We start from the raw sequence: 24323 nt of genomic DNA, 5'->3' as shown, positions 1-24323 counted from the left end.
ACGGCTGCGGGAAACCGTTCCGCGGCTCATCTCCGGCATGCCCACCGGGCGCCCGACACGGAAGTCGGACCGAGAGGGAGTGAATCGCGCATGACGAACTACGGCGACGACGCGACGATCAAAGACATCCTCACCAACGCCGGGGACGTATGGGCCGTGGTCGGTCTGTCCAACACCCCTGAACGAGCCGCTTATCGCGTGGCGGAGAAGCTGCAGCGCTTCGGAAAGAAGGTGGTGCCCGTGCACCCCCGGGCCGAGACGGTGCATGGCGAACAGGGCTATGCCACCCTCGCGGGGGTCCCCTTCCCGGTGGACGTGGTCGACGTGTTCGTCAACTCCGCCCGCGCCGGCGGCGTCGCCGACCAGGCGGTGACGCTCGGCGCCAAGGCGGTCTGGTTCCAGCTGGGAGTCGTGGACGAGGCCGCCTACGTCAGGACTCGCAAGGCCGGACTGCAGATGGTGATGGACCGCTCCCCGGGACGGGAGATCCCACGCCTCGAACTGGACTGAGTTGAGGTGCGCGTCGGCCCGCAACCGCGAGAAGGGCGTCACCCGCGCAGATCGCGAAGGACTTCGGCGTCCATGAGATGACACCGCCGAGGTGGATGCGCCAGGCCGCTTCCGAGGACGGCGCGGGACCAGTCGAGCAGGTCGGCGGCGTCGAGCCGGCGCACGATCTCCTCGTGCAACCGGCCCCACACCAGCCCGCGGCCCCAGGGCGTGTCCGGAAAGTAGCGTCGTCCTCCCCTGGGCCTTCGGCCCGGGACCCAGCAGGGCGGGGAGTTTGCGGAACGCCCCAGTGGTCGGGCAACTGCCGGGACCGCCCTCACCGTTCGGCCAGGAGTTGTGACGTTGGTCCTGGGCGGGGGGGGCGGGGCGGGCCGGCCGTGTTGTTACTGCTTGATGGTGATGCCCTTGGGATTGAGGTGCGAGATGTTGCCGCTCTCGGTCCCGTCGGACGGGTCGATCACGCAGTCGATGAGTGTCGAGGTGCCCGACGCCAGCGCCTCGCGCAGGAGCGTGGCCACCTCATCCGGTGTCGTCGCCTGGTAACCCTTGCCGCCGAACGCCTTGATCATGACGTCGTGATTGGCCGTGAGGGCGGTCGGTGCCGGGTCGGACGAAGGGGATGCCTCGTTGCCGCGGTAGACGCCGCTGTTGTTGAGCACGACGGTGACGACGGGGAGCTTGTAGCGGCAGATGGTCTCCAACTCCATACCGCTGAATCCGAAGGCGCTGTCGCCCTCGATGGCCACGATCGGGGCGCCGGTCTCGACGGCGGCGGCCACGGCGTACCCCATGCCGATGCCCATGACGCCCCAGGTGCCGCTGTCCAGCCGTCGCCGCGGTGCCTGCATGCCGATCGTGTTGCGGGCGAGGTCGAGTGCGTTGGCGCCCTCGTTGACGACGTAGGCCTGGGGGTACTCCTGCAGGACGTCGCGGACCGCCTGCAGTGCACCGAGGAACTTCATCGGGTGTGCGCTCGCGGCGGCCTTGAGGCGTCCGGCCATCTTTTCGACGTTCTGCGCCGCCCGGGCGTCGAGTTCCTCGCGCCACTGCGCCGGCACTGTGATCCCGCCCGCCTTGTTCCGCTCGGTCAGGGCCTCCATCACGGATCCCACGTCACCCACCAGCGGAGCCGCGATGGGCTGGTTGCTGTCCATCTCGGAAGCGGCGATGTCGACCTGGATGAACTTGGCCTCCGGATTCCACTGCGGCGCGTCGCCATGCCCCAGGAGCCAGTTGAGCCGCGCGCCGACGAGCATCACGACGTCGGCCTTGCGGAGCGCCAGCGAGCGGGCGGTGGCCGCCGACGAGGCGTGGTCGTCGGGGAGGAGGCCCTTCGCCATCGACATGGGGAGGTAGGGGATTCCCGTGGTTTCGATGAATTCCCGGATCTGCTCGTCCGCCTGTGCGTACGCCGCGCCCTTGCCGAGCACGACCAGTGGCCGCTCTGCGTTGGCGAGGAGGTCCATAGCACGGTCGACTGCCTCCTGGTCGGGCAGCTGGCGCGGCGCCGGGTCGACGACCGGCCACAGTGATGCGGCGCCCTTCTCCGCGTCCATGACTTCGCCCAGCACCTGGGCCGGGATATCGAGGTAGACCCCACCCGGGCGCCCGGAAACGGCGGTGCGGATGGCGCGGGCCAGACCGCGGCCGATGTCCTCCGCGCGGTGGACCCGGTAGGCCGCCTTGGCGAAGGGCTTGGCCGCGGCCAGCTGGTCCATTTCCTCGTAGTCGCCGCGCTGCAGGTCGACGAGGTGCCGTTCGCTGGATCCGGAGATCTGGACCATCGGGAAGCAGTTCGTGGTGGCGTTGGCCAGCCCCACCAGCCCGTTGAGAAAGCCCGGCGCGGACACCGTCAGACAAATGCCCGGCTTCTTCGTCAGGAATCCGGCGGCCGCCGCGGCGTGTGCGGCGTTGCTCTCGTGGCGGAAGCCTATGTAGCGGATGCCCGCTCCCTGGGCGACACGCGCCAGGTCGGTGATCGGGATGCCGACGACACCGTAGATGGTCTCCACGCCGTTGAGTTTCAGCGCATCGACGACCAGATGAATCCCGTCGGTGACATCGGGGTGGTCCCCCCCTGCCTCTGTGCCCGGTACGGAAGCGGCGGTCATGGTGAGGACCCTCCCTGGATGGTGCCATCGAGATCACGGAATACTGCATACAGTATCCTCGCCTCAGGTGGCTGACAAGGATTGTGCTGAGCGCTCGAGATGCGGTTCTGCGCCACCGCGCAGCACTGACACCGTCGTCAACGACGAGGCCGAAGGCGGCGGCCGATCCGCGGCAGTGTGACTACCCTTGGCCCGCATGGCTGCTTCCCCTGACTCCCCCGGGCCCGCACCGGACGGTCCGCACGCCGCCGGCTCCTTGCGCGGCCCTCTCGTCGCGATCCTCAGCGGTGCGGGGATCTCCACGGACTCCGGCATCCCCGACTACCGCGGCCCGCAAGGGCTTTGGCGCAAGGACCCGGAGGCGGAGAAGCTCGTCACCTACGACTACTACATGAACGATCCGAACATCCGTCGCAAGTCGTGGCAGATGCGCCGCAACAGCCCCACCTGGGATGCCCGTCCCAACCCGGCGCACGAGGCGGTGGCGCAACTGGAGAAGTCCGGCAAGCCCGTCCGTGTCATCACGCAGAACGTGGACGGACTGCACCAGCTCGCCGGGGTGCCGGACCGCAAGGTGCTGGAGCTGCACGGCAGTTCACGCACCGTGATGTGCACGCGGTGCGAGGCCGGCAGCACGATGGCTCAGGCCCTGGAGCGGGTCGAGGCGGGCGAGGACGACCCGGACTGCCTGGAGTGCGGCGGCATCCTGAAGTCGGGCACCATCATGTTCGGGCAGGCACTCGACCCTGAGGTGCTGGGGCAGGCGGTGGGCGTCGCCAAGGCGTGCGACGTCTTCGTGGCGGTCGGCACCTCGCTCCAGGTGCAGCCCGCGGCGTCGCTCGCGGAGATCGCCGTCGACCACGGCGCCCGCCTGATCATCGTCAACGCCGAGCCCACTCCGTACGACGAACTGGCGGACGAACTCGTACGCGAACCGATCGGCGAGTCACTGCCGGCGCTGCTGGAGGGGCTGCACGAGGCGTGACCGCAACGGCCGCCCGCCGGGCCGGCCCCGCACCTGCGGCACCGGCGCGACGGCAGGGCGCCGGTGCCGCAGCGCACCGTCCGATATCCGCCGGAGATCTTCCGGGACCCGCACGAGACTCCCGGTATGTCTTCGATCCAGAGCACAGACACTGCAGCGACCGGCGTCGCAGCCCGGCAGTCGCTTCCCCTGTACGGCAAGGCGGCCCTCGTGACGGGCGGCAGCCGCGGCATCGGTGCCGCGATCGCACTGCGACTGGCGGCCGACGGCGCCGACGTCACCCTGACCTACGACCGGAGCGCGGCCGCGGCGGAGGAGGTCGCCGCCCTCATCGAGAAGTCGGGTGGCCGCGCCCTGGCCGTACGCGCGGACTGCGCCGACCCGGCGGCGATCCGTCACTCGGTCGAAGCGTGCGTAACGGAGTTCGGACGCCTGGACATCCTGGTCAACAACGCGGGCACGGGGGCCACCGGGCCCGTCGGCTCGATGCAACTCGCCGACATCGACCGGGTGTTGGCGGTGAACGTCCGCGGCCCCTATCTGGCGTCGCAGGCCGCGGAACCGCACCTCGCCGAGGGCGGGCGCATCGTGAACATCGGGAGCTGCGTCGGCGAGCGCGTCGTGTTCCCCGGCATGTCGCTGTACGCCACGAGCAAGGCGGCCCTGAGCGGGCTCACGAGGGCACTCGCCCGTGAACTGGGGCCGCGCGGAGTCACCGTGAATCTCGTGGCGCCGGGGCCCGTCGACACCGACATGAACCCCGCGGACGGACAAGGAGCCGACGCCCAGGCGGCCTTCACCGCCCGCGGGAGGTACGGAGAGGCCGACGACATCGCCACGACGGTCGCCCATCTCGTGGGCGAGGGCGGACGCAACATCACCGGTGCGTCGATGGCGGTGGACGGCGGGTTCAACGCCTGACCCCCGGTCCGGCCGCTGCGAGGGCATCCCCGCCTGGCGGGCGAAGTCCCGTCCCTCCTACGATGCTGGTCATCACGGGGAGGGGTGGATACGTGGCACAGCGTGTGGGGCGTGTGGAACTGGGCGTCGGCTGGATCATCCGGAACCTGGATGTCGTCATCGCCGTCGGACTGGGCCTGACGATCGGTTTCCTCGACGTCTTCGGGGAAGTGATCAGCGACGACGTCTCCTCCGGTGCAACTCTCCTTGTACTCGGCGCGCTTGCCGTGGGGTCGATGACCGAGCGCGTCCGCCGCCGGTCCGACATCCAGGAGGTGTCCTCCGACACACGCCGTGCGCTGGAGGATCTGGCGATGGTGCGCTCCCTGTCGGGCAGCGAGGTGGGGGAAGCGCTCAGCAAGGCCCGCGAGCAGACCAACCGCTGGTACTTCAAAGGCGGTACGGGCACCTATCTGCGGGCGGTGACGCTGCCGCGCTGTGTGGAGACGGCGACCCGTCAGCGCACTCCGCTCAGCATCAAGATCGACATCATCAACCCCGGCAGCGAGAAGACGTGTTCGGACTACGCGCGCTTCCGGCAGACCTTCGCGCGGCAGCGGAACGTGGACGCCGCCAACGCATGGACGGCGACGCGCACCCGCAAGGAGTCGTACGCGACCGTGCTGGCCGCCTGCTGGTACCGGCAGCGCCTGGACACGCTGGAGATCAGCGTGCATCTCTCGGCGGGAGTGCCGACGCTCCGCTTCGACCTGTCCGAATCCTGCCTTGTCATCACGCAGGACGACCCCAACCGCGTCAACCTCCTCGTCGCACGCGACCAGCCGCTCTACGACTACTACGTCACTGAGCTGCACCAGAGCAGGGAGCAGGCCGAGCGGCTCGACCTGCACGCGCTGCCGCCGCTGAGCGACGAGCCGACCGTCGACGAAGTGCGAGCGGTTTTCGACCATTTGAGCCTTCCGCTCCCCACCGTCTTCACCGACACCGACGTCGGCGAGATCATCGACAAGGCACTTCACGCGGACGACCCGTACCGGAGGTGAACCCGTCGGGCGCCATGGACTACGACGAGCTCGAACACGCGCTGCGGAACGGATCCGCGGCACATGTACCGCGCGAGGCGGTGGCGGGCGTCCTGGGTGACATCGCGTCCGGGCAGCGGGAGTTGAGAGCGGTACGGCATCCACTGGGCTTTCTGTGCCTGCCCGTGGTGCGCGACGGTGAGCGGGGCGTGTGCGTCCACCTCTTCGGCGGCGGGTCCTCTGCCGGGGAGGCCTTGGCCGCCGGAATGCACGCCCACAGCTGGGAGTTGCTCAGCCACGTGCTCTACGGCCACGTCTCCAACGTCCCGGTACGCATCACGGAACCGGCCTCTGCCGCGGCGCCCGGCCCGGCCACCGGCCCCTCCCCCGGCGCGACTCACCGCGTCTTCGAGGTGCACAGCGCCCCCGACGGCACGGACGAACTGCGGCCCACCGAACGCCTCGTGCGCAGCGAGCCGGGCCCCGAGCACACCAGCACGGGCGGGGAGACGTACACGCTGGCGGCCGGTGAGTTCCACTCGACCGTTGTCAGGAACGGCGAGCCCGCGGCCACGCTCGTGCTGGGGAGGACGCTTCCTGGGCGCAGGGATCTCTTTCTCGGGCCCCTGCACGGACCCGGCCACAGCACTGTACGGCGGCTGTGCGGGGCAGAAGACACCCGAAGGACCGTGCGGGCGGCGCTGAGGAGGGTCCATGCAGGGCACCGGGAGTGACGCGGACGGTGACACACCCAAGAGCATGTGGGCGGGCACCGACACCGGCGCGTACGCCTACGAGCAAAAGGTGGCGGTCGAAGCCGCCGAGGAGGCGGGGGCGTTACTCAGCGCCCGCTTCGCGGAGGCCCACACCGTCGGCAGCAAGGGCGACGGCGGCGACGTCGTCACGGATCTGGACCTGGCGGCCGAGGAGATCATACTCGCCCGGCTGCGTACGCACTTCCCGCACGAGCGGATCGTCTCGGAGGAGGCCGGGCTGATCGAGGCCGACGGCAGCCGGACGTGGCTGGTGGATCCGCTCGACGGCAGCAACAACGTGGCGATCGGGCTCACCGCCTACGCCGTCGGGATCGCCCTGTGCGTGGACGGCTCACCCGTCGTCGGCGTGGTGCACGAGCCGGTGACGGGGCGGACGTGGCGCGCGGCGCTCGGGCAGGGCGCCTGGTGCGGCACCACCCGACTGGGCGGTCCGCGCGCAGAGTTGGCGCGGTGCGGGCCCGTCCTGGCGTGGACGCAGGGGCATTCGGTGAGCAGGAGCGACGTGCGCGCGCAGGCCCTGCGGGGAGCTCTGGAGCTGCACTCGCGGCGCGTACTGCAGCTGTGGGCACCGCTGTTGGGATGGAGCATGCTGGCGAGCGGCACCATCGACGGATACGTGGGCTACCGGGCGGAGGCCGTCGACTTCCCGGGCGGTGCGCTGCTGGCCGCCGAGGCCGGCGTGGAGTTCCGCTCCCTCTCCGGCAGCCCCTTCCGGGTGGGCTTCGACGGACCGGACTCGGGGCGGAGCTTCGTCGCGGGCCGCGGTGAGACGCTGGCGCATCTGGTGGATCTGGCGGCAGCGGCCTCCGGCGGCGCGCCGGCGGCGGAGTGACCAGGCCGCTTCTCAGATCAGGGCGAGAACGGCGGTGGCCGAGAGCGTCGCCGTCACGGCGAGCACCAGCCCGGTGGCCATGAAGCGGCGCAGGGGGATCCGGGTGCCGTGCCAGCGGCACCGCTCGAACCACAGCAGCGTCGCCAGTGACGCCCAAGGTGTCACCAGGGGACCGACGTTGGTGCCGATGAGCAGGGCAAGCAGCTGGTGCTCGTTCGCAACCGGGACGGCCGCCTCCCCCGCGAGGTAGACGGGGAGGTTGTTGAGGACGTTGGAGAGGCCGGCGCCCACGCCCGCCGAGCGGAGCATGCCCAGCAGGCCGCCGTCCGCGCCGATCGTCGCGGTGAGCAGATCGTGCAGCCCGTGTGCGTTGACGGTCTCCACGACGAGGAACATCCCAGGGACCATCATCAGCAGCCGCCACGGGATGAGCGTCAGCCGCAGGTCCGCTCTGCGCCTGACCGCGAATGCCACGACGACCACCACAGCCGCCGTCAGCGAGGCGGACCACAGCGGCACATCGGCCACGAGGATCGCCACCAGGAACCCGGCGCACGCGAGCGCGCACACACGGAAGAGCACGGGGTCCGCGGGCCGCAGCGGCTGCGGAGGTATGTAGCTCTCGGCGTTCCGTCGGCCGAGGCGCCAGTAGAAGCCCCACAGACAGGCCATGGTCACCAGGATCGAGGCGAGCTGCGGCAGCCCCATGGTGGTGGCCATCTCGACGGGCGAGAGCGCCACGCGGTCGGCGGCGAGCAGGTTGGTGAGGTTGGAGACCGGCAGCAGCAGGCTCGCCGTATTCGACAGCCAGACCGTCGTCATCGCCAGCGGCACGGCCGCGATGCCGACCCGCGTGGACAGCGCGAGCATCACGGGCGTGAGCAGCACGGCAGTGGTGTCCAGGTTGAGCGTGATCGTGGTGACGGACGCGAAGAGCACGCACAGGCAGAACAGCAGCGGATAGCTGCCCCTGCCGGTGCGGGCGACCCATGAGGCGACGGCGTCGAACACCTCGGCCCTGCCGGTCAGTTCGGCCAGGACGATCACCGTGGCGAGGAAGACCAGAAGCGGCCCGATGCGGGTCATCGCCTCCCCGGCCGGGCCGGTCGGCAGCAGCCCGGTGGCGACCAGAAGGATCCCGCAGACGAGGAGTCCGCCGGCGAACCAGTCCAGGGGATGCACTCTCTTCACGATGCGCACGGCACACAGAATCGCACACGCGACGTGAGGAGAATGTCGCTGCCCGTCGAACCCGAGGTGCCCGACATGCCTCTCAGCTCCTACGATGCTTCCATGACGGGCAACGGGGAACTGGTGGGCCACACGCGGGACTTGGACTTCTTCATCAGCTACTCCCCGGCGGACGAGCAATGGGCCTCGTGGATCGCCTGGACGCTGGAGGAAGCCGGCTACCGCACGGTGATCCAGGCCTGGGACTTCGTCCCGGGCACGAATTTCATCGACTTCATGGACCGCGGAGTAAGCGAGTCCGTCGCCGTGATCGCCGTCCTCTCCAGCCATTACGGGCGTTCGACGTACGGGCGCATGGAGTGGCAGGCGGCGCTGCGTGCCGAGCCGGAGGCGCCCGAGCGCAAGCTGCTGACCGTGCGCGTCGAGGACATCCCCATCGAGGGCCTCCTCGCGACGATCACGTACGTCGACCTGGTGGGCGTCAGCGACACGCAGACCGCCCGCGACATGCTGCTCACGCGCGTCGGACAGGCCGTCGAGGGGCACGCACGCCCGGGGCTGCGGCCCGGCTACCCGGGCAGCGCCACCGGGGAGGTTCCCGGGCCGCGCGTGCCGCACGACTCCGCCGGCCCGCACGACGACGGCCAGCGCCCGCTCGGTCGCACGGGCTGGTCCGGACGCCGACGGCCCGCCAGGGCCCCGCAGTACCCGTCCGCACCGGGTGGCGGGACCGCGTCGCGGCAGGACGCCTTGTCGGTGCTGCACGTGGCCGGGCCCAACTTCGGGCGCGGCCGTGAACCCGACGTGCTGCTGCGGGAGATGTGGAGCGACCTGGTGGAGCTGAAGGACGCCGGTGCGCCCGCGCCCGATCTCCTCGTCGTCTCGGGTGACCTGACCGCGTCCGGAAGCCCCCGCGAATGCGACCAGGCCCTCAACTTCCTGACAGGGCTGCGTTCCCAGCTGGACCTGCCGCCGCAGCGGATGGTGATCGTGCCGGGGACCCAGGACGTCAGCCAGGCGGCGTGCCTCGGCTACTTCCACACCTGCGAGGCCGACGAGGTGCCGCCGCAGCCGCCGTACTGGCCCAAGTGGCGCCACTACACACGGCTCTTCCGCGGCCTCTACCAGGGCATGGACACGGTCTTCGAGAGCGACCAGCCATGGACGCTGTTCCCCGTGCCCGAACTGCACACCGTCGTCGCCGGGTTCAACTCCTCCATCGCCTTCAGCCACCGCGAGGACGACCAGTACGGCTTCCTGGGACGCGACCAGGCCACCTGGTTCTCCGAGGCGCTGCGCACGTACGAGGAGGAGGGCTGGCTGCGCATCGGCGTGGTGCGGCATCCGCTGAACGAGGGGCGGCAGCGGCCCGGTGACGCTCCGGGCGGCCCGGGCCCCCTGCGGGACGCCGACACCTTCGCCCGGCTGACCGCCCGCCGCCTGCACTTCGTGCTCCACGGTCCCACCGGCGGTCCCCGCACCACCTCCTCCGAACCGTCCCACACCCGACTGGTCACGCCCGCGGGCGAGTTGCCCGTGTTCGGTTCCGCGGCACCGGCCCGCTGCGAACTGCTGCGCGTCGGCGCCGACGGCGTCACGCGCTGGACGGACGAAGCCGGCAGCGAGCCCTCGGACTTTCCCCTCGAATGGCGCGCCGCCCACCGGATCTTCGCCGTCGCCGACGAGTCCGCGGCGCCCCTGCCCGTCCCGGTCCCCGCAGCACCGGCGGCCGAGGACGACAGGGACAGCCGCCCCCTCGAAGAACCCGCCGACTCGCTCGCCGAGCGCGTACGTGAGGTGTGCCGGGCCCGCCACGAGAGTGTGCGCCTGCGTGACGTCCCCCGCCGCGATCCGCACGACATGGCCCAGATCATGGCCACTTGGCACGAGGAAGGGGTGGTGCGGCAGCAGCGCATCGCCGTCCATCCGGCCACTCCGGCGGAAGAGGAGATCGACCGCTTCATCGCGCAGGCCCACGCGACCGACACCGGCTCCGAGGCGGAGATCGTCCACGAAGGTCCCGCGCCGGACCGGTCTCTGCGTGAACGGGCCGGCCGGCGTGGCATCCGCGTCCGCAGCTTCCTCGAGTTCCAGGGGCTGCTCGATCTGCGCACGTACGTCGCCGCGCAGACGGCGAGTCTCAGCGCCGACGACCGCTATGCGCCGGGCCTCTACCTCCCCGGGCGCTACCGCGACGCGGAACGGCCGGACGGCGAGGAACGCGACGGCCTCGTCGAGAACATGCTCGACCTGCTGGCTGCGGACCACGGCCGCTTCGTCCTGCTCCTCGGTGACTTCGGGCACGGAAAGACCTTCGCCCTGCGGGAGTTGGCCCGCCGCATTCCCGAACAGCTGCCCCATCTCACGCCGTTGCTGATCCCGCTCAACACCCTCGACCGAGCGCACAGCCTCGAAGGTCTCGTCGCGGCACACCTGGCCGGCAGCGGCGTCGACACCATCGACCTGCGGGCGCTGCGATACATGCTCGGACAAGGCCGCGTCGTGCTGCTCTTCGACGGCTTCGACGAACTGGTCAACCGCGTCAGCTACGACCGGGCCGCCGACCACCTCCAGGTCCTGCTCGACGCGTCCGTCGACAACGCCAAGATCGTGGTCAGCAGCCGCACCCAGCACTTCAAGTCGCAGGCGCAGGTGCTCACCGCGCTCGGCGAGCGCGTCGGGATGCTCCCCCGGCGCCGCGTGCTCTCCCTCGAAGGCTTCGTCCCGGCGCAGATCCGCAGTTATCTCGTCAACCGCTACGGCGACGAGGCACTTGCCGACGAGCGCTTCCGCCTGCTGCAGAACATTCCCGACCTGCTGGAGCTGAGCCGCAATCCGCGGCTGCTCAGCTTCGTCGCCGACCTGGGGACCGAGCAGCTTCGCGCGGTGGCGGGGGCGGGCCGCGCGCTGAGCCCCGCGGGCCTGTACGAGGACGTCTTCGCCGCCTGGCTCGCCTTCGAGGAACGCCGCGGCCAGGGCGGTCCCGGCGCCGCTCCCGGGCTGAGCATCGACCACCTGTGGGCCGCGGTCACCGCCCTCGCACAGCGGCTGTGGGAGAGCGGCCGCAGCGCGCTGCGCCTGGACGAACTGACCGAGACCGTCGCGGAGACGCTCAGCGGGCTGGTGGGCAGCGGTTCGATGTCCACCCAGGAGAGCGCGCAGGCCGTCGGCGCGGGGAGTCTCCTCGTGCGCACGGAGGAAGGGCTCTTCCACTTCATCCACGGTTCCGTCGTGGAATGGCTCATCGCCCGCGAGGCTGCGTCCCAACTGGCGCTCGGCGACGACACGTTGCTCGCCGCGCGTCCCCTCACCCAGCTCGCCGTGGAGTTCTTCTGCGACCTGGCGGACCACTCGCTGTGCACCGAGTGGGTCCAGGACGTGCTCAACTCCCCCGGGCCCCGCACGAGCGAGGCCGCCCGCGCCAACGCGGTGCGTGTCATCGACCGTCTGCGGGTGCCGGCCGACGCCGACCTGCGGGGCGCCCGTCTCGTCGGGGAGGACCTCTCCGCACGTGACTTCTCCGGCGTCGACCTGACCGGTGCCGACCTGACCGACGCCCGGCTGCTGGGCACCAATCTCTCCGGTGCGGTGCTGCGCGGTGCCCGTCTCGTCGGCGCCCGGCTCGACGAGGCGGACCTCAGCGGCGCCGACCTCACCGGCGCGGACCTGCGCCGGGCGCGGCTGACCAGGACCGATCTGCGCGGCACCCGGCTGACGGACAGCCGCTGGAACAGGGCCGCGCTGATCGACCCGGTCACCGACGAACAGTCCGTAACGGCACCGGAGTTGGCCACTGCCGCCATCGCCCCGGGCATGCCGGTCGAGGCGGGGCTGCGTCCCTCGGGCGTAGGCGTCCCCTACGGCTTCGACATGCGCACGAGCCGGCTGCCCGAGCCCGTCTCCTACAGTCCGGAGGGTGAACTGCTCGCCGTCGGCAGCGAGGACGGCGGCGTGCTGGTGTGCGCTGCGGACACCGGCCGGGCGGTGCGTACGCTGCACGGCCACGAAGGACGGGTGTACGCCGTCAAGTTCCGCGCGAACGTGCTCGCCACGGGCGCGGCCGACGGGGAGGTGCGGCTGTGGGACCCCGTCTCGGGCAGCTGCCGGCACCGGATCGAGGTCCACCCAGGCGGCGTCTGGCCCGTCTCGCTCGACCTCGACGGACGGCTGCTGGCCACCGGTGACGCCGAGGGGCTGGTGACGCTGTGGGACGTGGCCACCGGTGAGCCTCTGCACCGGCTGCCCGGCCACACCGTGCCCGTGTACACAGCCGTCTTCAGCCCCGACGGCGCCACACTCGTCACGGGTGACGCGGGCGCGGCCCTGCGGGTCTGGGACACCCGCACGGGGCGGTGCGCCGCTGAACTGGACGGTCATCAAGGGGCCGTCTACCGAGCCAGGTTCAGCCCCGACGGGACACTGCTGGCCACCGCCGACCGCGGCGCGGAAGGCCGCGGCACCGTACGGGTCTGGAACATGGCGGCCTCCGGAGAAGGGCCGCGAGAGGGCGCGCCCCGGCTGCTGCACGAGTTCACCGGCCACTCGGGCCACGTCTACACGCTCGACTTCCACCCGGCGGGCGGCCTGCTCGTCAGCGGAGACACCGACGGCCAAGTACGCCTGTGGGATCCCCGCGTGGGGGCGCCGGCCGGCACGCTGGAGCGCGGCACCGGTGCCGTCTACCAGGTGCTGTTCGGGGACGAGGGCCGGCTCCTGGCCGCGTGCGACAGCGACGGCGCAGTGCGGCTGTGGCGGGTGAACGCCCGTGGAACGGGCGGGCGTTCGGTGGCTCTGCTGCCGCAGCAGCCCATCGAACACCGCGGCTCCGCCTGGGCGTGTGCCTTCCGCCCGCAGGACCGTCAGCTGCTCACGGTCGGCAACGACGGCGGTGCACAGATCTGGGACGCCGGTACGGGTCAGGGCAAGCGGATCCTGCGCGGCCACGGGCGTCGCGTCAACACGCTCGCCTTCAGCTCCGACGGCGCCCTGCTCGCCACCGGCGGCAACGACGGACTCGTGCGAATGTGGGACGCCCGCACGGGACGCCGCACCACCGAACTCTCCGGCCGCGGCGACCGGTTGGTCTCCGCTGTCTTCAGCCCCGCCGGTCCGTTGCTCGGCACGGCGAGCAACGACGGCGACGTCTATCTGTGGAACGCCACGAACGGCGAATACCTGCGGGAGATCGACGTCGAGACCGACCACACGTGGGCGGAGGCCTTCAGCGGCGACGGTGAACTCCTGGCCACCGCCAACGACGACGACACCGTCCAGCTGTGGTGGCGGGCCACCGGTGCGCATCTGACGACGCTGACGCTGCACCGCGGTCGGGTGCGCTCCATCGCGTTCCGCGAGGACGGCGAACTCCTCGCCACCGGATGCGACGACAGCCACGTCAGGCTGTGGGAGCCCTCGACCGGACGCCTCGTCGCCGACCTCGAAGGGCACGCCGACCGCGTGTACGCCGTCACCTTCTGCTGCGGCAACAGCGCACTGGTGAGCGCCTCTTGGGACGGCACGGCCGTCGTGTGGGAGGACGGCGAGCAGCGGCACGTGCTGCGCGGGCACCGCGGACGGCTGTGGACGGCGGCGGCGCACCCGCGGCGCCCGCTGCTGGCGACCGCCGGGGACGACCGCGCCATCTGCCTGTGGGACGCGGACAGCGGCGAGATGACCGCTCGGCTGACGGGCCACACCGGCCGCGTGCACACCCTCGCCTTCAGCCCGGACGGTACGCAGCTGGCCAGCGGCGGCGAGGACGGCACGGTCCGCCTGTGGAGCCTCCCCGACGGGACGGAGCCCGAAGAGACCCCCGAACTGCGGGCCACGCTGATCGGTGTGCCCGGCGGCTGGGCGGCGCTGACGCCGAGCGGCGGATACAAGTACGAGGGGGATGTGGCGGGCGAGTTCTGGCACGTCGTCGGCATGACACGTTTCACCCCGGGAGAGCTCGACGCCTACCTCCCTGGAGTCCACCGCCTCTCCCTCGACGCGGAGTTGTGACGGGGCGCGCCCATCCGGCGGCGCGTCCCTGCGGCCCTTGTCCTTCAGCGCTCGTGCGGAGTGCGGGGGCGGCGCACCAGTCGGGAGTCATGGCGCCGCGTAGCGGGCGGCCAGTACGGCAACGGCCTCCGCGACGGCCTGCCGCAACTCGGGCGGACCGAGCACCTCGGCGTCCGAACCGAGCCTGAGCAGGTCACCGACGGCGACGGCCTGCGTCTCCACGGGTATCTCCACGTGCACCCAGCCCTCCGCGTCCGGCGGGCCCGCGCTCTCGACGGCTCGCGCGCCCACCGCACCGAACTGCATGGGCAGCAGCCGCTGTGCCCAGGGCGAGATCCGCAGGCGGGCCGTGCCCTTGTGCAGTGCCGACTCCAGACGCCGGGACGACTCCTCCCAATAGGCGGCCAGGTCGAATCCCGCCGGTCGTTCGAAGACCTCATCCGCCGTGTCCAGGGCCAGGAGCCGCGATATCCGGTAGGTGCGCACGCCTCCGTCGGCCCGGGCCACGAGATACCAGATGCCGCCCTTGAGGACGATGCCCAGCGGGTGCAGCTCCCGGCGCACCTCGCCGTTCCACTTCCGGTAGTGCGCACGCAGCACCCTCTGTTCCCACACCGCCTGCGCTACCGGTGCCAGATACGGGACGGGGTCGGCGTCGCGGAACCATGCCGGCGCGTCCAGATGGAAGCGGTCCTCCACGCGCCTGGCCCGTTCGGCCAGTTCGGCGGGGAGAGCGGCCTGAAGCTTCAGCCGGGCGGTCGCCAGCACCGCGCCGAGGCCCAGGTCGCGCGCCGGCCCCGGTGCTCCGGGGAAGAAGAGGGAGCCGGCCTCCGCGTCCGTGAGCCCGGTCAGCCGCGTGCGGTACCCGTCCATCAGGCGGTAGCCGCCGCAGGGCCCGCGGTCGGCACGGACCGGCACGCCCGACGCGCTGAGCGCCTCGACGTCCCGGTAAACCGTACGTACCGACACCTCCAGCTCCGCCGCTAGTTCGGGGGCGGTCATCCGCCCACGGTTCTGGAGCAGCAGGAGCAGGGAGAGAAGCCGGTCGGCACGCATGGAGCCATTGTCCTTCCGTACCTGACAGAAGGTGTCAGGTACGGCGACGAGGCTGATCTCTGAGACCGCGGCGCGATCCGATGCCGCCGACCGAGAGGACACCCATGCCCGAGCGGACCACCGGCCGTTTCACCTTCGCCAACTGGGAGGAGAGCGCGGTCGGCACGAGCGGAACGAACCCGAGACTGGCCCGTGCTTCCGTCACCAACACCTTCTCCGGAGGTGTCGAGGCCGCGGACACCACGTGTGAGTACGCCGTCGCCTACATCTCGGAGACCGCCGGTACGTTCACCGGCATGGAACTGCTCGCGGGCCACCTCGACGGCCGGAAGGGCACCTTCGTCCTGGAGGAACGCGGCTGGTTCGACGCGGACGGCACCGTGCACTGCACCTTCGAGGTGGTGTCCGGTTCAGGTACCGAAGACCTCACAGGGCTGCGCGGAACCGGCAACTACACGGCCAGGCAAGGCGAAACGTCCTACCCGTACACCTTCGACTACGACCTGGACGGGTCTCGGCTATAGGCCGGTGCTTCCCAAGCTGATGCCGATACCTCAAGTCCCTGTTCTGAGAGGCGGCATCGGTGCTCAGGAGTGCTGCCGGAGGAACCGTACGATCGCCTGGTTCACGCTCTCTGGTTCCTGCTCTGCCGGGTAGTGGCCGGACTGCTCGAGAACGAGCCGGGTGACGTCAGTTGCGAGGGTGGCCATTCCCTCGGCGACGGCTTCACCCATTGCCCGGCGGCCTCCGATCGCCAGAACAGGCGTGGACACGGGACGGGTGGCGAGTGCCTGAACGTCGTCGATGTCTTCGGACCGGGTGCGGTAGTAGGAAAGAGCGGCGTCCAGGATGCCAGGAGTGCTGTAGGCCTCGACGTAGGCCTGTTGGGTGTCCGCATGGAGGCCGCTCGGTCCGGCACTCTGTTCCAGGAACGTGCCGTAATACGCCGCCTCCCGGCCCGGCACGAGCTTCTCCGCGAGGCCGGGTTGCCGATTGAAAGGGCCGTGCCAGGTCGGATAGAAGTCGCGGCCGGCCACTGGGATCTCCACGTCGACACCGGGAAGGATCTCTTCCTCGATCACGAGCGCACTGACCGACTCGGGTGCGGAGGCTGCGATGAAGTATCCGACCGTCGCGCCCCAGTCGTGACCGACGACGGCGCAGCGGGTGACACCCTCCTGTGCCAGCCGTGCCCGGACCCGGTCGGCAAGTGCCGCTTTGCGGTAGTCGGTCACCGCGGCGGCCGGAACGGCCCCAAGTCCCGGAAGCGTGACCGGGACCGCGGTGATGCCGGCGGCTTCGAGCGCCGGAATCAGGAATCGCCAGTGACCGGTCGTGACCGGCCAGCCATGCAGCAGCACCGCCATCGGGGTTCCGTTCTGGTTCATCACCCCATGATGCCCGGCCTCCGGGTGTGCGCGGTCTCCGCCTGACGAGGGCGGCGACAGGCGCATCAGGCCCTGGCCCGGCGGGCGACGGGCGCGCCGGCTGCCCTGTTGCCCGCCCCTGCCGAACAACTCCCTCCACATCGCGGAGGGGTGGGCCACACCCGTTGCGGAGCCCGAGGACTCCCCTGCGTACCGGCAAGGCGCTACTCGGGAGGCTCCGCGATCAGAGCGGTGGCCACGCGGCAGAAACCGAGCCCGCTGTAGATGCGGGCGACGTCGTCGTCGCCCGCAGACAGGAAGACAGTCTTGACACCACTTGACCGTGCATCGGCCACCAACGCCGCGATTACGGCGCGCGCGAGGCCACGTCGGCGCGCGGTGGGCAGGGTACTCACGCCGACGATCTCACTGACTGCCCCCACCGGCTGGTGCTGGCCGGAGCAAAGCGCCGTTCCGTTTTCCACCGCGGCCGCAACACACGTCAGGCCGGAGAGGATGCGTGAGGCCGTGTGCTCCACCGAGCGGTCATGGATGCGGTCACGTACCGCTTCCCCCAGTTCGGCCACCCCGGCCACGCCGAGAAGGGTTCCGGGCTCGGCGAAGGCCAGGTGAGGGACGGCCACGGCGCTCGGCAGGGCCGGATCGTCCGGTCCCACGGTCCGCACCACTGTGCCGTCGGCAGACTCCGGCATGAGCGGGTCCGGAACGTCGGGGCCGAGCACCATCAAGGGGTGCTCGTGCACCACCAGCCCTGCCTCCTCCGCTGCGGCCCGCAACTTCGGCGTCGTCTCGGCGACCCACTCGAAACTCTCCGGTGTGCCCAACTCCCGCTGCCGGGCGCGTGCTCGGCTCACTTGGGCAGCAATGACGGCTCCGGACGACCCCAGGGCCGGGCGTGCATAGAGGGGCCAGCCCTGGCCCTCCCGGATGAACAGGCTCAGCGGACCATGTCCTCGACCCGTGCGCCGGGGCGAGGAACCGCGTCGTAATACTGCTCAAGCCGGTCCAGTACCTCACGACGATCATCAAGATCCACAGAAGTCACGCCAAGCATCCAAACACCAGGCCGCGAACCGCGGCCACCGCATTACACCCGCTGCGGCGGGGGCAACCACAGCGGCGAGCAGAGACCCGGACACAGCTGAGTGCCAGGTTCACGGGGTCTCCCCCGACGGGGGGCGCTCGCCAGTCACCCCCCGACTGCCGCCTTCGGCGGGCTCACCCGCATCAGCAGCACGTACAGCAGCAGCGAACTCGTGACGCCGACCAACCAGCCGTAGTCAGCGAGGGGTTGGAGGAAGGGGATCAGACCGTCGGCCGGGAAGGGGCCCTTCCCCTTGGCCGAGTAGGAGCCGCCGACGGACAGCAGCCCGCCCACCGCGAACGCAACGACTGCCCGCCAGTTCCAGCCGGCGCTGTACCAGTACGCGCCGCCCTCGCGGTAGAGGTCGGCCAGGTGCAGGCGGGTGCGGCGCACGATCCAGTAGTCGGCGATGAGGATGCCTGCGACGGTGCCGAGCAGGCCGCCGACCGTGCCGAGCCAGGTGTAGATGTACAGCTCGGGCGTCTCCGTGAGCTTCCACGGCATGATCACCACTCCGATGAGGCCCGTGATGAGCGCGCCCGTACGGAAGTTGATGAACCTCGGCGCGAGGTTCGCCAGGTCGTACGCAGGTGACACGACGTTCGCCGCGATGTTCACGGAGATCGTGGCGATGAGCACGGTCACCAGGGCGAAGAGCAGTCCGAAGACGTTGTCGGTCTTCCCTGCGAGTTCCACCGGGTCCCACACCGAGGCCCCGTACAGCACCTGCGAGCCGGAGGTGACGAACACCGACATCAGGGCGAAAAGGGTCATCGTCGTGGGCAGGCCCAGGGACTGGCCCCACACCTGCGCCCGCTGGCCGGCGCCGAAGCGCGTGAAGTCGGGGATGTTGAGCGACAGGGTCGACCAGAAGGCGATCATGCCCATCAGCGCGGGGAAGAAGACCGGCCAGAACTCGGAGCCCCAGCCCAGCTTCGACGGCTCGTCCAGCAGCGGCCCGAAGCCCCCCGCCTTGACGGCAATCCACACCAGGAGCACCGCCGCACCGACGAGGACGAACGGCGCCGCCCAGTTCTCGAAGCGGCGGAGCGTCTCCATCCCCCGGTAGATGATGGCGAGTTCGAGCGCCCAGAACAGCAGGAAGCACAGCCACAGCGTCCAGGGCTCACCGCCGATCTTCGCGGCTTCCGTCCAGCCGCCGAAGATCTTGCCGAGCAGCACGAAGATGCCCTGGCCGCCGATCCACGTCTGGATGCCGAACCAGCAGCACGCCACAGCCGCACGGATCATCGCGGGAAGGTTCGCCCCGCGCACTCCGAAGGAGGCACGTGCGAAGACGGGGAAGGGAATGCCGTACTTGGGGCCCGCGTGGCCCGTCAGCAGCATCGGCAGCAGCACGATCACATTGGCCAGGGCGATGGTGAGGACGGCCTGCTTCCAGTCCATGCCGAAGGCGATGAGACCCGAAGCGAGCATCCACGAGGGGATGTTGTGGGCCATGCCGACCCACACGGCGACGAAGTTGTACGTGGTCCAGTGCCGCTTGGTCATAGGCACCGGATGAAGGTCGGCGTTGGCGAACCGGCTGCCTTCCGGTATCGCGCCCTCGGCGAGCTCCACCCGGCCGTCGGGATGGGTGAGTTCTTCGGTGCTGCCGTGACCGGGCACGTCCTGCGGGCCCGGTGCGGCGGTTGGAACGGTCCCGGTCATGGCACACACCTCTTCTGCTCGGTGCTGGGATGTTGTTCGGTTGTGGGTACGAGATCGTCGGTACGGGGCCGGGCGTTACGGGCGAGCGGTGCCCGCGTTGCCCGGCCGGCGGCCGCTCACTTGTTCAGTGCGGGGATGATGTCCCGTCCGTAGGCGTCGATGACCGACTCCGTGGCGTCGTGCATGGCGTACACGGCGAACTGGTCGACTCCGAGGTCCCGCAGGGTGCGCAGCTTCTCGATGTGCGCCTCGGCAGGGCCCAGCAGGCAGAAACGGTCGACGACCTCGTCGGGGACGAACTCGGTGTCGGGGTTCCCGGCGCGACCGTGGTGCGTGTAGTCGTAGCCCTGACGTGCCTTGATGTAGTCGGTCAGCGCCGACGGCACCAGGTCGGAGTCCTCGCCGTAGCGTGCGACGAGGTCGGCGACGTGGTTGCCGACCATGCCGCCGAACCAGCGGCACTGCTCCCGGGCGTGCTGGATGTCGTCACCGACGTACGCGGGCGCGGCCACGCAGACGGTGACGTCGTCCGGGTCACGGCCGGCCTGTGCGGCCGCGACGCGCACCGCCTTCACCATCGACTCCGTCAGATAGGGGTCGGCGAGCTGGAGGATGAAGCCGTCCGCCTCGCGGCCCGCCATGGCCAGGGCCTTGGGCCCGTACGCCGCCATCCACACGGGCAGCTTCCCGTCACGCACCCACGGCAGCTTGAGCGGCGTGCCGTCGACGACCGCCTCACGTCCCTCCGCGAGGTCGCGGATCACGGACATCGCCTCGCTGACCCGCGCGAGGGTGTTGGGCTTGCGCCCGGCCACGCGCATCGCCGAGTCGCCCCTGCCCAGGCCGCACACGGTGCGGTTGCCGTACATCTCGTTCATGGTGGCGAAGGTCGAGGCCGTGACCTCCCATGAGCGGGTGCCGGGGTTGGTGACCATGGGGCCCACGATCAGCCGCTCGGTGTTCTCCAGCACGCGGCTGTGGATGACGAACGGCTCCTGCCACAGCACCGCCGAGTCGAAGGTCCACCCGTAGCGGAAGCCCTGCCGCTCGGCACGCCGCATGAGGCCGACCGTCCGCGAGCCGGGCGGGTCCGTCTGCAGTACGAGTCCGAAGTCCATGCCTGTCCGTTCCTTTCAACCGCTGGTTTCAGTCGAGGAGTTGGCACAGACCGCGGGGGGTGTACTGCCCGTGCCCCGCGCGTCCTGTGTAGGTGCGCCTGTCGATGACGGTCTCGCCGCGTGAGAGCACCGTCTCGACCTGACCGGTGATCTGCTTGCCCTCGTACGCCGAGTAGTCGACGTTCATGTGGTGGGTGTCGACGGAGAGCGTCTGCTGAGCCTGCGGGTCGTAGATGACGATGTCGGCGTCCGAACCGGGCTGCAAGGTCCCCTTCTTGGGATACAGCCCGAACATGCGGGCCGGTGTGGCGCAGGCGAGTTCGATCCAGCGGCGTCGCGAGATGTGGCCGTCGAGCACGGCCTGATGCAGCAGATCCATGCGGTGTTCGACGCCCGGCATCCCGTTGGGGATCTTGGAGAAGTCGCCGCGGCCGAGCTCCTTCTGGCCGACGAAGCAGAACGGGCAGTGGTCGGTGGAGACCACCTGGAGGTCGTTGGTGCGCAGTCCCTGCCACAGCGCGGCCTGGTGCTCGCGCGGCCGCAGCGGCGTCGAGCAGACGTACTTGGCGCCGCCGAAGTCCGGCTCGGCGAGGTTGTCCGTGGAGAGGAACAGGTACTGCGGGCAGGTCTCCCCGAAGACCGGCAGGCCCTTGTCGCGTGCCGTCGCCAGCTCGGCAACGGCCTCCTCCGCGGAGACGTGCACGACGTACAGCGGTGAACCGGCCACCCGCGCAAGCTGGATGGCCCGGTGCGTCGCCTCCGCCTCGAGCAGCGCCTTGCGCACCTCGCCGTGGTAGCGCGGGTCGGTGCGGCCGGCGGCCAGTGCCTGTTCGACGAGGACGTCGATGGCGATGCCGTTCTCCGCGTGCATCATCGTCAGGCCGCCGTTGGAGGCGGTGCGCTGCATGGCGCGCAGGATCTGCCCGTCGTCGCTGTAGAAGACGCCCGGGTAGGCCATGAACATCTTGAAGGAGGTGATGCCCTCCTCCACCAGCATGTCCATCTCCTTCAGCGTCCCCTGATTGACGTCGGAGAGGATCATGTGGAACCCGTAGTCGATGGAGCACTGGGCGTCGGCCTTGGCGTGCCAGCGGTCGAGCCCCTCACGGAGGGCGTGGCCCTTCGTCTGGATGGCGAAGTCGACGATGGTGGTCGTGCCGCCCCAGGCGGCGGCCCTGGTTCCGCTCTCGAAGTCGTCGGCGGAGAAGGTGCCGCCGAAAGGCATGTCCATGTGGGTGTGCGGGTCGACGCCGCCCGGGATGACGTACTTGCCGGTGGCGTCGATCGTGTGCTCTGCGTTCCAGCCCTCGGCGACGCTGCTTCCGGTGGCCGCGGTGGCGACGATCCGCCCGTCCTCGACGAGTACGTCCGCGTGCGTCTCGTCGGACGCGGTGATGACGAGTCCCCCGCGAACGACCGTACGTGAGTGCGTCATTGCGTTCTCTTCCCTCCCAGCTCGTTGTTGGCCGTACGCAAGGCGTGCTCCAGGATTTCGGCGCCTTCTTCCGCCTCGGCGACGGTGAGGCTCAGCGGTGGCGCGATGCGCAGCACGCTGCTCGTGGAGTGGCCGCCCCCCTTGCCGACGAGCAGACCCCGCTCGCGCGCGGCCTCCAGCACCAGCGAGGCTGCCTTCGGCGACGGGATGTCGGTGTCCGGCTCGACCAGTTCCACCCCGGCCATCAGGCCCCGGCCGCGGACCTCGCGTACGACGCCCAGGCCGGCGGACGCGGCACGCAGCCGCTCCAGGAGCAGGCCGCCGACGCGGCGGGCGTTGCCCTGAAGGTCGTGCTCCAGCAGGTAGTTGAGGTTGGCGTTGCCGGCAGCCATGGTGACGGGGCTGCCGCCGAAGGTGGAGATGGAGTTGGCCGCAAGGCAGTTCATGATGTCGGCCGGTGCGACGACGCCGCCGATGGACATGCCGTTGCCGATGCCCTTGGCGAAGGTGAGCATGTCGGGCGGGCCGGCCTGACCGTGCGCCTGCCAGCCCCAGAAGTGCTCGCCGGTACGTCCCCAGCCGGTCTGCACCTCGTCGCTGATCCACAAGATGCCGCGCTCGTTCAGGACTTGGCGGAACGCGGCGAGCAGACCGTCGGGTGGAGAGGTGAACCCGCCTACGCCCTGCACCGGTTCGGCGATGAGTGCTGAGACGTCACCACCGGTCTGGCCGAGCATGTCCTCCAGGTCCGCGGTGCAGGCCTCGATGAACTCCGCGTCGTCCAGGGCCGCGTAGGGACCGCGGGTTCGGACGCCTCCGTGCACGTAGAGCGTCTGCAGCGGCGAGAGGCTCGTGGGCGACCAGGCACGGTTGCCCGTGATGCCGATCGCCGAGAAGGAACGGCCGTGGTAGCTGTTGCGCAGCGCCAGGATCTGATTGGAGCGGCGGTAGGTGGTGGCCAGCAGCAGCGCCGTGTCGTTGGCCTCGGTGCCCGAGGTGGTGAAGAACACGCGGGCGTCGGGGATTCCGGACAGTGCGGCGATGCGCTCGGCCAGCTCCACCATCGGCCGGTCGAGATACAGGCTGGAGGTGTGCAGGATGCGCCCGGCCTGCTCGCTGACGGCCTTGGTGACCTCCGGCAGCGCGTGCGCCGTCATCGTGGTGAGGATGCCGCCGAAGAAGTCGAGGTAGCGCTTGCCCTCGCCGTCCCAGACGTAGCGTCCCTCGCCGTGGGTGATCTCGATCGGCTCGTCGTAGTAGAGCGCGAGCCAGTCGGGCAGTACGGCGCGGTGACGCTGCAGGAGCGCCGCCGACGAGCCCGCGGTGTTCTGAGCGCTCATCAGGGCTGCACCAGCCCGTCGTAGGCGTCGGGGCGGCGGTCCCGGTAGAAGGCCCACTGCTGGCGAACCTCTTCGATCAGGCCGAAGTCGAGGTCGCGCACGATGAGTTCCTCTTCCTTGTCACTCGCGACGTCACCGACGAACTGGCCGCGGGGGTCGACGAAGTAGCTCGTGCCGTAGAAGTCGTTGTCGCCGTACTCCTCCTGGCCGACGCGGTTGATGGCGGCGATGAAGTACTCGTTGGCGACGGCGGCGGCGGGCTGTTCCAGCTGCCACAGGTAGGAGGACAGGCCGCGGTGCGTGGCCGACGGGTTGTAGACGAGCTGCGCCCCCGCGAGGCCGAGCGCGCGCCATCCCTCCGGGAAGTGGCGGTCGTAGCAGATGTAGACGCCGACCTTGCCCACGGCGGTGTCGAAGACGGGCCAGCCCACGTTCCCCGGCTTGAAGTAGAACTTCTCCCAGAATCCCTTGACCTGGGGGATGTGGTGCTTGCGGTACTTGCCGAGGAAGGTGCCGTCGGCGTCGATGACGGCCGCGGTGTTGAAGTAGAAGCCGGACTGCTCCTTCTCGAAGACCGGGACGACGACGACCATGCCCGTCTCGCGTGCCAGCTCCTGCATCCGCCGCACGGTCGGGCCGTCCGGCACGGGCTCGGCCCACTTGTAGTGCTCGGCGTCCTGCACCTGGCAGAAGTACGGGGCGTTGAAGACCTCTTGGAATCCGATGACCTTGGCGCCCTGCCGGGCCGCCTCGCGTGCGTGCTGCTCATGCTTCTCGATCATCGATTCGGTGTCGCCTGTCCAAGTCGCCTGCACGAGGGCGGCGCGCACAACATCGGGCATGAGCAGCTCCTTTGCCGGGAGGTCAAGGCCATTCGACA

At 70.2% G+C, this 24323-nt stretch carries 19 protein-coding genes; 8 read left to right on the top strand and 11 right to left on the bottom strand.

Features of this window, described 5'->3' with window-relative positions:
• Positions 1-90 precede the first annotated feature (90 nt).
• Positions 91-510: a CoA-binding protein gene (locus tag I004_RS0119660; protein ID WP_028436910.1), complete on the top strand. Its 420-nt coding sequence runs from the start codon at positions 91-93 to the stop codon at positions 508-510.
• Positions 511-548: 38 nt separating this feature from the next.
• On the opposite strand, the gene I004_RS40390 is transcribed toward I004_RS0119660, so the two are convergent.
• Together I004_RS40390 and oxc are read right to left on the bottom strand one after the other, a co-directional pair.
• Positions 549-689: a hypothetical protein gene (locus tag I004_RS40390; protein WP_486580136.1), complete on the bottom strand. Its 141-nt coding sequence runs from the start codon at positions 687-689 to the stop codon at positions 549-551.
• Positions 690-893: 204 nt separating this feature from the next.
• Positions 894-2621 (bottom strand): oxalyl-CoA decarboxylase, encoded by a 1728-nt coding sequence (oxc, locus tag I004_RS0119650; protein WP_028436909.1) that lies wholly within the window; start codon positions 2619-2621, stop codon positions 894-896.
• 196 nt (positions 2622-2817) lie between these two features.
• Here oxc and I004_RS0119645 point away from each other — a divergent pair, with 196 nt between their 5' ends.
• From I004_RS0119645 to I004_RS0119625, 5 genes are all read left to right on the top strand, one after another.
• Positions 2818-3606: an SIR2 family NAD-dependent protein deacylase gene (locus I004_RS0119645; RefSeq protein ID WP_078511468.1), complete on the top strand. Its 789-nt coding sequence runs from the start codon at positions 2818-2820 to the stop codon at positions 3604-3606.
• 126 nt (positions 3607-3732) lie between these two features.
• Positions 3733-4527 carry an SDR family oxidoreductase gene (locus I004_RS0119640; protein WP_078511466.1) on the top strand — a complete coding sequence of 265 codons (795 nt, stop codon included), beginning with the start codon at positions 3733-3735 and terminating at the stop codon, positions 4525-4527.
• Between the two features lie 92 nt (positions 4528-4619).
• Positions 4620-5570: a hypothetical protein gene (locus tag I004_RS0119635; protein WP_486580135.1), complete on the top strand. Its 951-nt coding sequence runs from the start codon at positions 4620-4622 to the stop codon at positions 5568-5570.
• Between the two features lie 14 nt (positions 5571-5584).
• The gene (locus I004_RS0119630; protein ID WP_028436905.1) at positions 5585-6283 is read left to right on the top strand and encodes a hypothetical protein; all 699 of its coding nucleotides are present in this window, start codon (positions 5585-5587) and stop codon (positions 6281-6283) included.
• Positions 6264-7157 (top strand): inositol monophosphatase family protein, encoded by an 894-nt coding sequence (locus tag I004_RS0119625; protein ID WP_486580134.1) that lies wholly within the window; start codon positions 6264-6266, stop codon positions 7155-7157. The genes I004_RS0119630 and I004_RS0119625 overlap by 20 nt, the downstream gene beginning before the upstream one ends.
• A 12-nt stretch (positions 7158-7169) precedes the next feature.
• Here the strand turns inward: I004_RS0119625 and I004_RS0119620 are convergent, their stop codons facing one another.
• Entirely contained in the window at positions 7170-8357 is a 1188-nt protein-coding gene (locus I004_RS0119620) for an SLC13 family permease (RefSeq protein ID WP_028436903.1), read from the bottom strand.
• 93 nt (positions 8358-8450) lie between these two features.
• Between I004_RS0119620 and I004_RS0119615 the strand changes: the two genes are divergently transcribed.
• Positions 8451-14351: a WD40 domain-containing protein gene (locus tag I004_RS0119615; protein WP_037977025.1), complete on the top strand. Its 5901-nt coding sequence runs from the start codon at positions 8451-8453 to the stop codon at positions 14349-14351.
• Between the two features lie 87 nt (positions 14352-14438).
• On the opposite strand, the gene I004_RS0119610 is transcribed toward I004_RS0119615, so the two are convergent.
• Positions 14439-15407 carry a WYL domain-containing protein gene (locus I004_RS0119610; RefSeq protein ID WP_028436901.1) on the bottom strand — a complete coding sequence of 323 codons (969 nt, stop codon included), beginning with the start codon at positions 15405-15407 and terminating at the stop codon, positions 14439-14441.
• A 104-nt stretch (positions 15408-15511) separates the two neighbouring features.
• On the opposite strand from I004_RS0119610, the gene I004_RS0119605 reads away from it, so the two are divergent.
• A complete protein-coding gene (locus tag I004_RS0119605; RefSeq protein ID WP_037976928.1) occupies positions 15512-15931 on the top strand; it encodes a DUF3224 domain-containing protein in 420 nt (139 codons plus the stop codon).
• A gap of 63 nt (positions 15932-15994) precedes the next feature.
• Here the strand turns inward: I004_RS0119605 and I004_RS0119600 are convergent, their stop codons facing one another.
• From I004_RS0119600 to I004_RS0119570, 7 genes are all read right to left on the bottom strand, one after another.
• Positions 15995-16795, bottom strand: a complete 801-nt coding sequence (locus I004_RS0119600) for an alpha/beta fold hydrolase (RefSeq protein ID WP_028436899.1) — start codon at positions 16793-16795, stop codon at positions 15995-15997.
• A 203-nt stretch (positions 16796-16998) separates the two neighbouring features.
• A complete protein-coding gene (locus I004_RS34895; protein WP_486580133.1) occupies positions 16999-17649 on the bottom strand; it encodes a GNAT family N-acetyltransferase in 651 nt (216 codons plus the stop codon).
• 335 nt (positions 17650-17984) lie between these two features.
• Positions 17985-19550 carry an NCS1 family nucleobase:cation symporter-1 gene (locus tag I004_RS0119590; protein WP_028436898.1) on the bottom strand — a complete coding sequence of 522 codons (1566 nt, stop codon included), beginning with the start codon at positions 19548-19550 and terminating at the stop codon, positions 17985-17987.
• Between the two features lie 116 nt (positions 19551-19666).
• Positions 19667-20668, bottom strand: coding sequence for a TIGR03842 family LLM class F420-dependent oxidoreductase (locus I004_RS0119585; protein ID WP_028436897.1), 1002 nt, complete (start codon positions 20666-20668; stop codon positions 19667-19669).
• Between the two features lie 28 nt (positions 20669-20696).
• Complete coding sequence (gene hydA / locus I004_RS0119580; RefSeq protein ID WP_028436896.1) at positions 20697-22103, bottom strand: dihydropyrimidinase; 1407 nt, start codon at positions 22101-22103, stop codon at positions 20697-20699.
• Positions 22100-23443: a class-III pyridoxal-phosphate-dependent aminotransferase gene (locus tag I004_RS0119575; RefSeq protein WP_028436895.1), complete on the bottom strand. Its 1344-nt coding sequence runs from the start codon at positions 23441-23443 to the stop codon at positions 22100-22102. The genes hydA and I004_RS0119575 overlap by 4 nt, the downstream gene beginning before the upstream one ends.
• Positions 23443-24285, bottom strand: coding sequence for a nitrilase-related carbon-nitrogen hydrolase (locus I004_RS0119570; protein ID WP_028436894.1), 843 nt, complete (start codon positions 24283-24285; stop codon positions 23443-23445). Before I004_RS0119570 ends, I004_RS0119575 begins: the two co-directional genes overlap by 1 nt.
• Positions 24286-24323: the final 38 nt, after the last annotated feature.

Source organism: Streptomyces sp. TAA486 (assembly GCF_000426165.1).
Note: the sequence above shows the minus strand (reverse complement) of the source record. Positions and strands in the feature narration are given on the sequence as shown.

Excerpts from the sequence above, each read along its gene's own strand:
- I004_RS0119660 (WP_028436910.1), top strand. The coding sequence starts at position 91 with ATGACGAACTACGGCGACGACGCGACGATCAAAGACATCCTCACCAAC.
- oxc (WP_028436909.1), bottom strand. The coding sequence starts at position 2,621 with ATGACCGCCGCTTCCGTACCGGGCACAGAGGCAGGGGGGGACCACCCC.
- I004_RS0119645 (WP_078511468.1), top strand. The coding sequence starts at position 2,818 with ATGGCTGCTTCCCCTGACTCCCCCGGGCCCGCACCGGACGGTCCGCAC.
- I004_RS0119640 (WP_078511466.1), top strand. The coding sequence starts at position 3,733 with ATGTCTTCGATCCAGAGCACAGACACTGCAGCGACCGGCGTCGCAGCC.
- I004_RS0119630 (WP_028436905.1), top strand. The coding sequence starts at position 5,585 with ATGGACTACGACGAGCTCGAACACGCGCTGCGGAACGGATCCGCGGCA.
- I004_RS0119625 (WP_486580134.1), top strand. The coding sequence starts at position 6,264 with ATGCAGGGCACCGGGAGTGACGCGGACGGTGACACACCCAAGAGCATG.
- I004_RS0119615 (WP_037977025.1), top strand. The coding sequence starts at position 8,451 with ATGACGGGCAACGGGGAACTGGTGGGCCACACGCGGGACTTGGACTTC.
- I004_RS0119610 (WP_028436901.1), bottom strand. The coding sequence starts at position 15,407 with ATGCGTGCCGACCGGCTTCTCTCCCTGCTCCTGCTGCTCCAGAACCGT.
- I004_RS0119605 (WP_037976928.1), top strand. The coding sequence starts at position 15,512 with ATGCCCGAGCGGACCACCGGCCGTTTCACCTTCGCCAACTGGGAGGAG.
- I004_RS0119600 (WP_028436899.1), bottom strand. The coding sequence starts at position 16,795 with ATGAACCAGAACGGAACCCCGATGGCGGTGCTGCTGCATGGCTGGCCG.
- I004_RS0119590 (WP_028436898.1), bottom strand. The coding sequence starts at position 19,550 with ATGACCGGGACCGTTCCAACCGCCGCACCGGGCCCGCAGGACGTGCCC.
- I004_RS0119585 (WP_028436897.1), bottom strand. The coding sequence starts at position 20,668 with ATGGACTTCGGACTCGTACTGCAGACGGACCCGCCCGGCTCGCGGACG.
- hydA (WP_028436896.1), bottom strand. The coding sequence starts at position 22,103 with ATGACGCACTCACGTACGGTCGTTCGCGGGGGACTCGTCATCACCGCG.
- I004_RS0119575 (WP_028436895.1), bottom strand. The coding sequence starts at position 23,443 with ATGAGCGCTCAGAACACCGCGGGCTCGTCGGCGGCGCTCCTGCAGCGT.
- I004_RS0119570 (WP_028436894.1), bottom strand. The coding sequence starts at position 24,285 with ATGCCCGATGTTGTGCGCGCCGCCCTCGTGCAGGCGACTTGGACAGGC.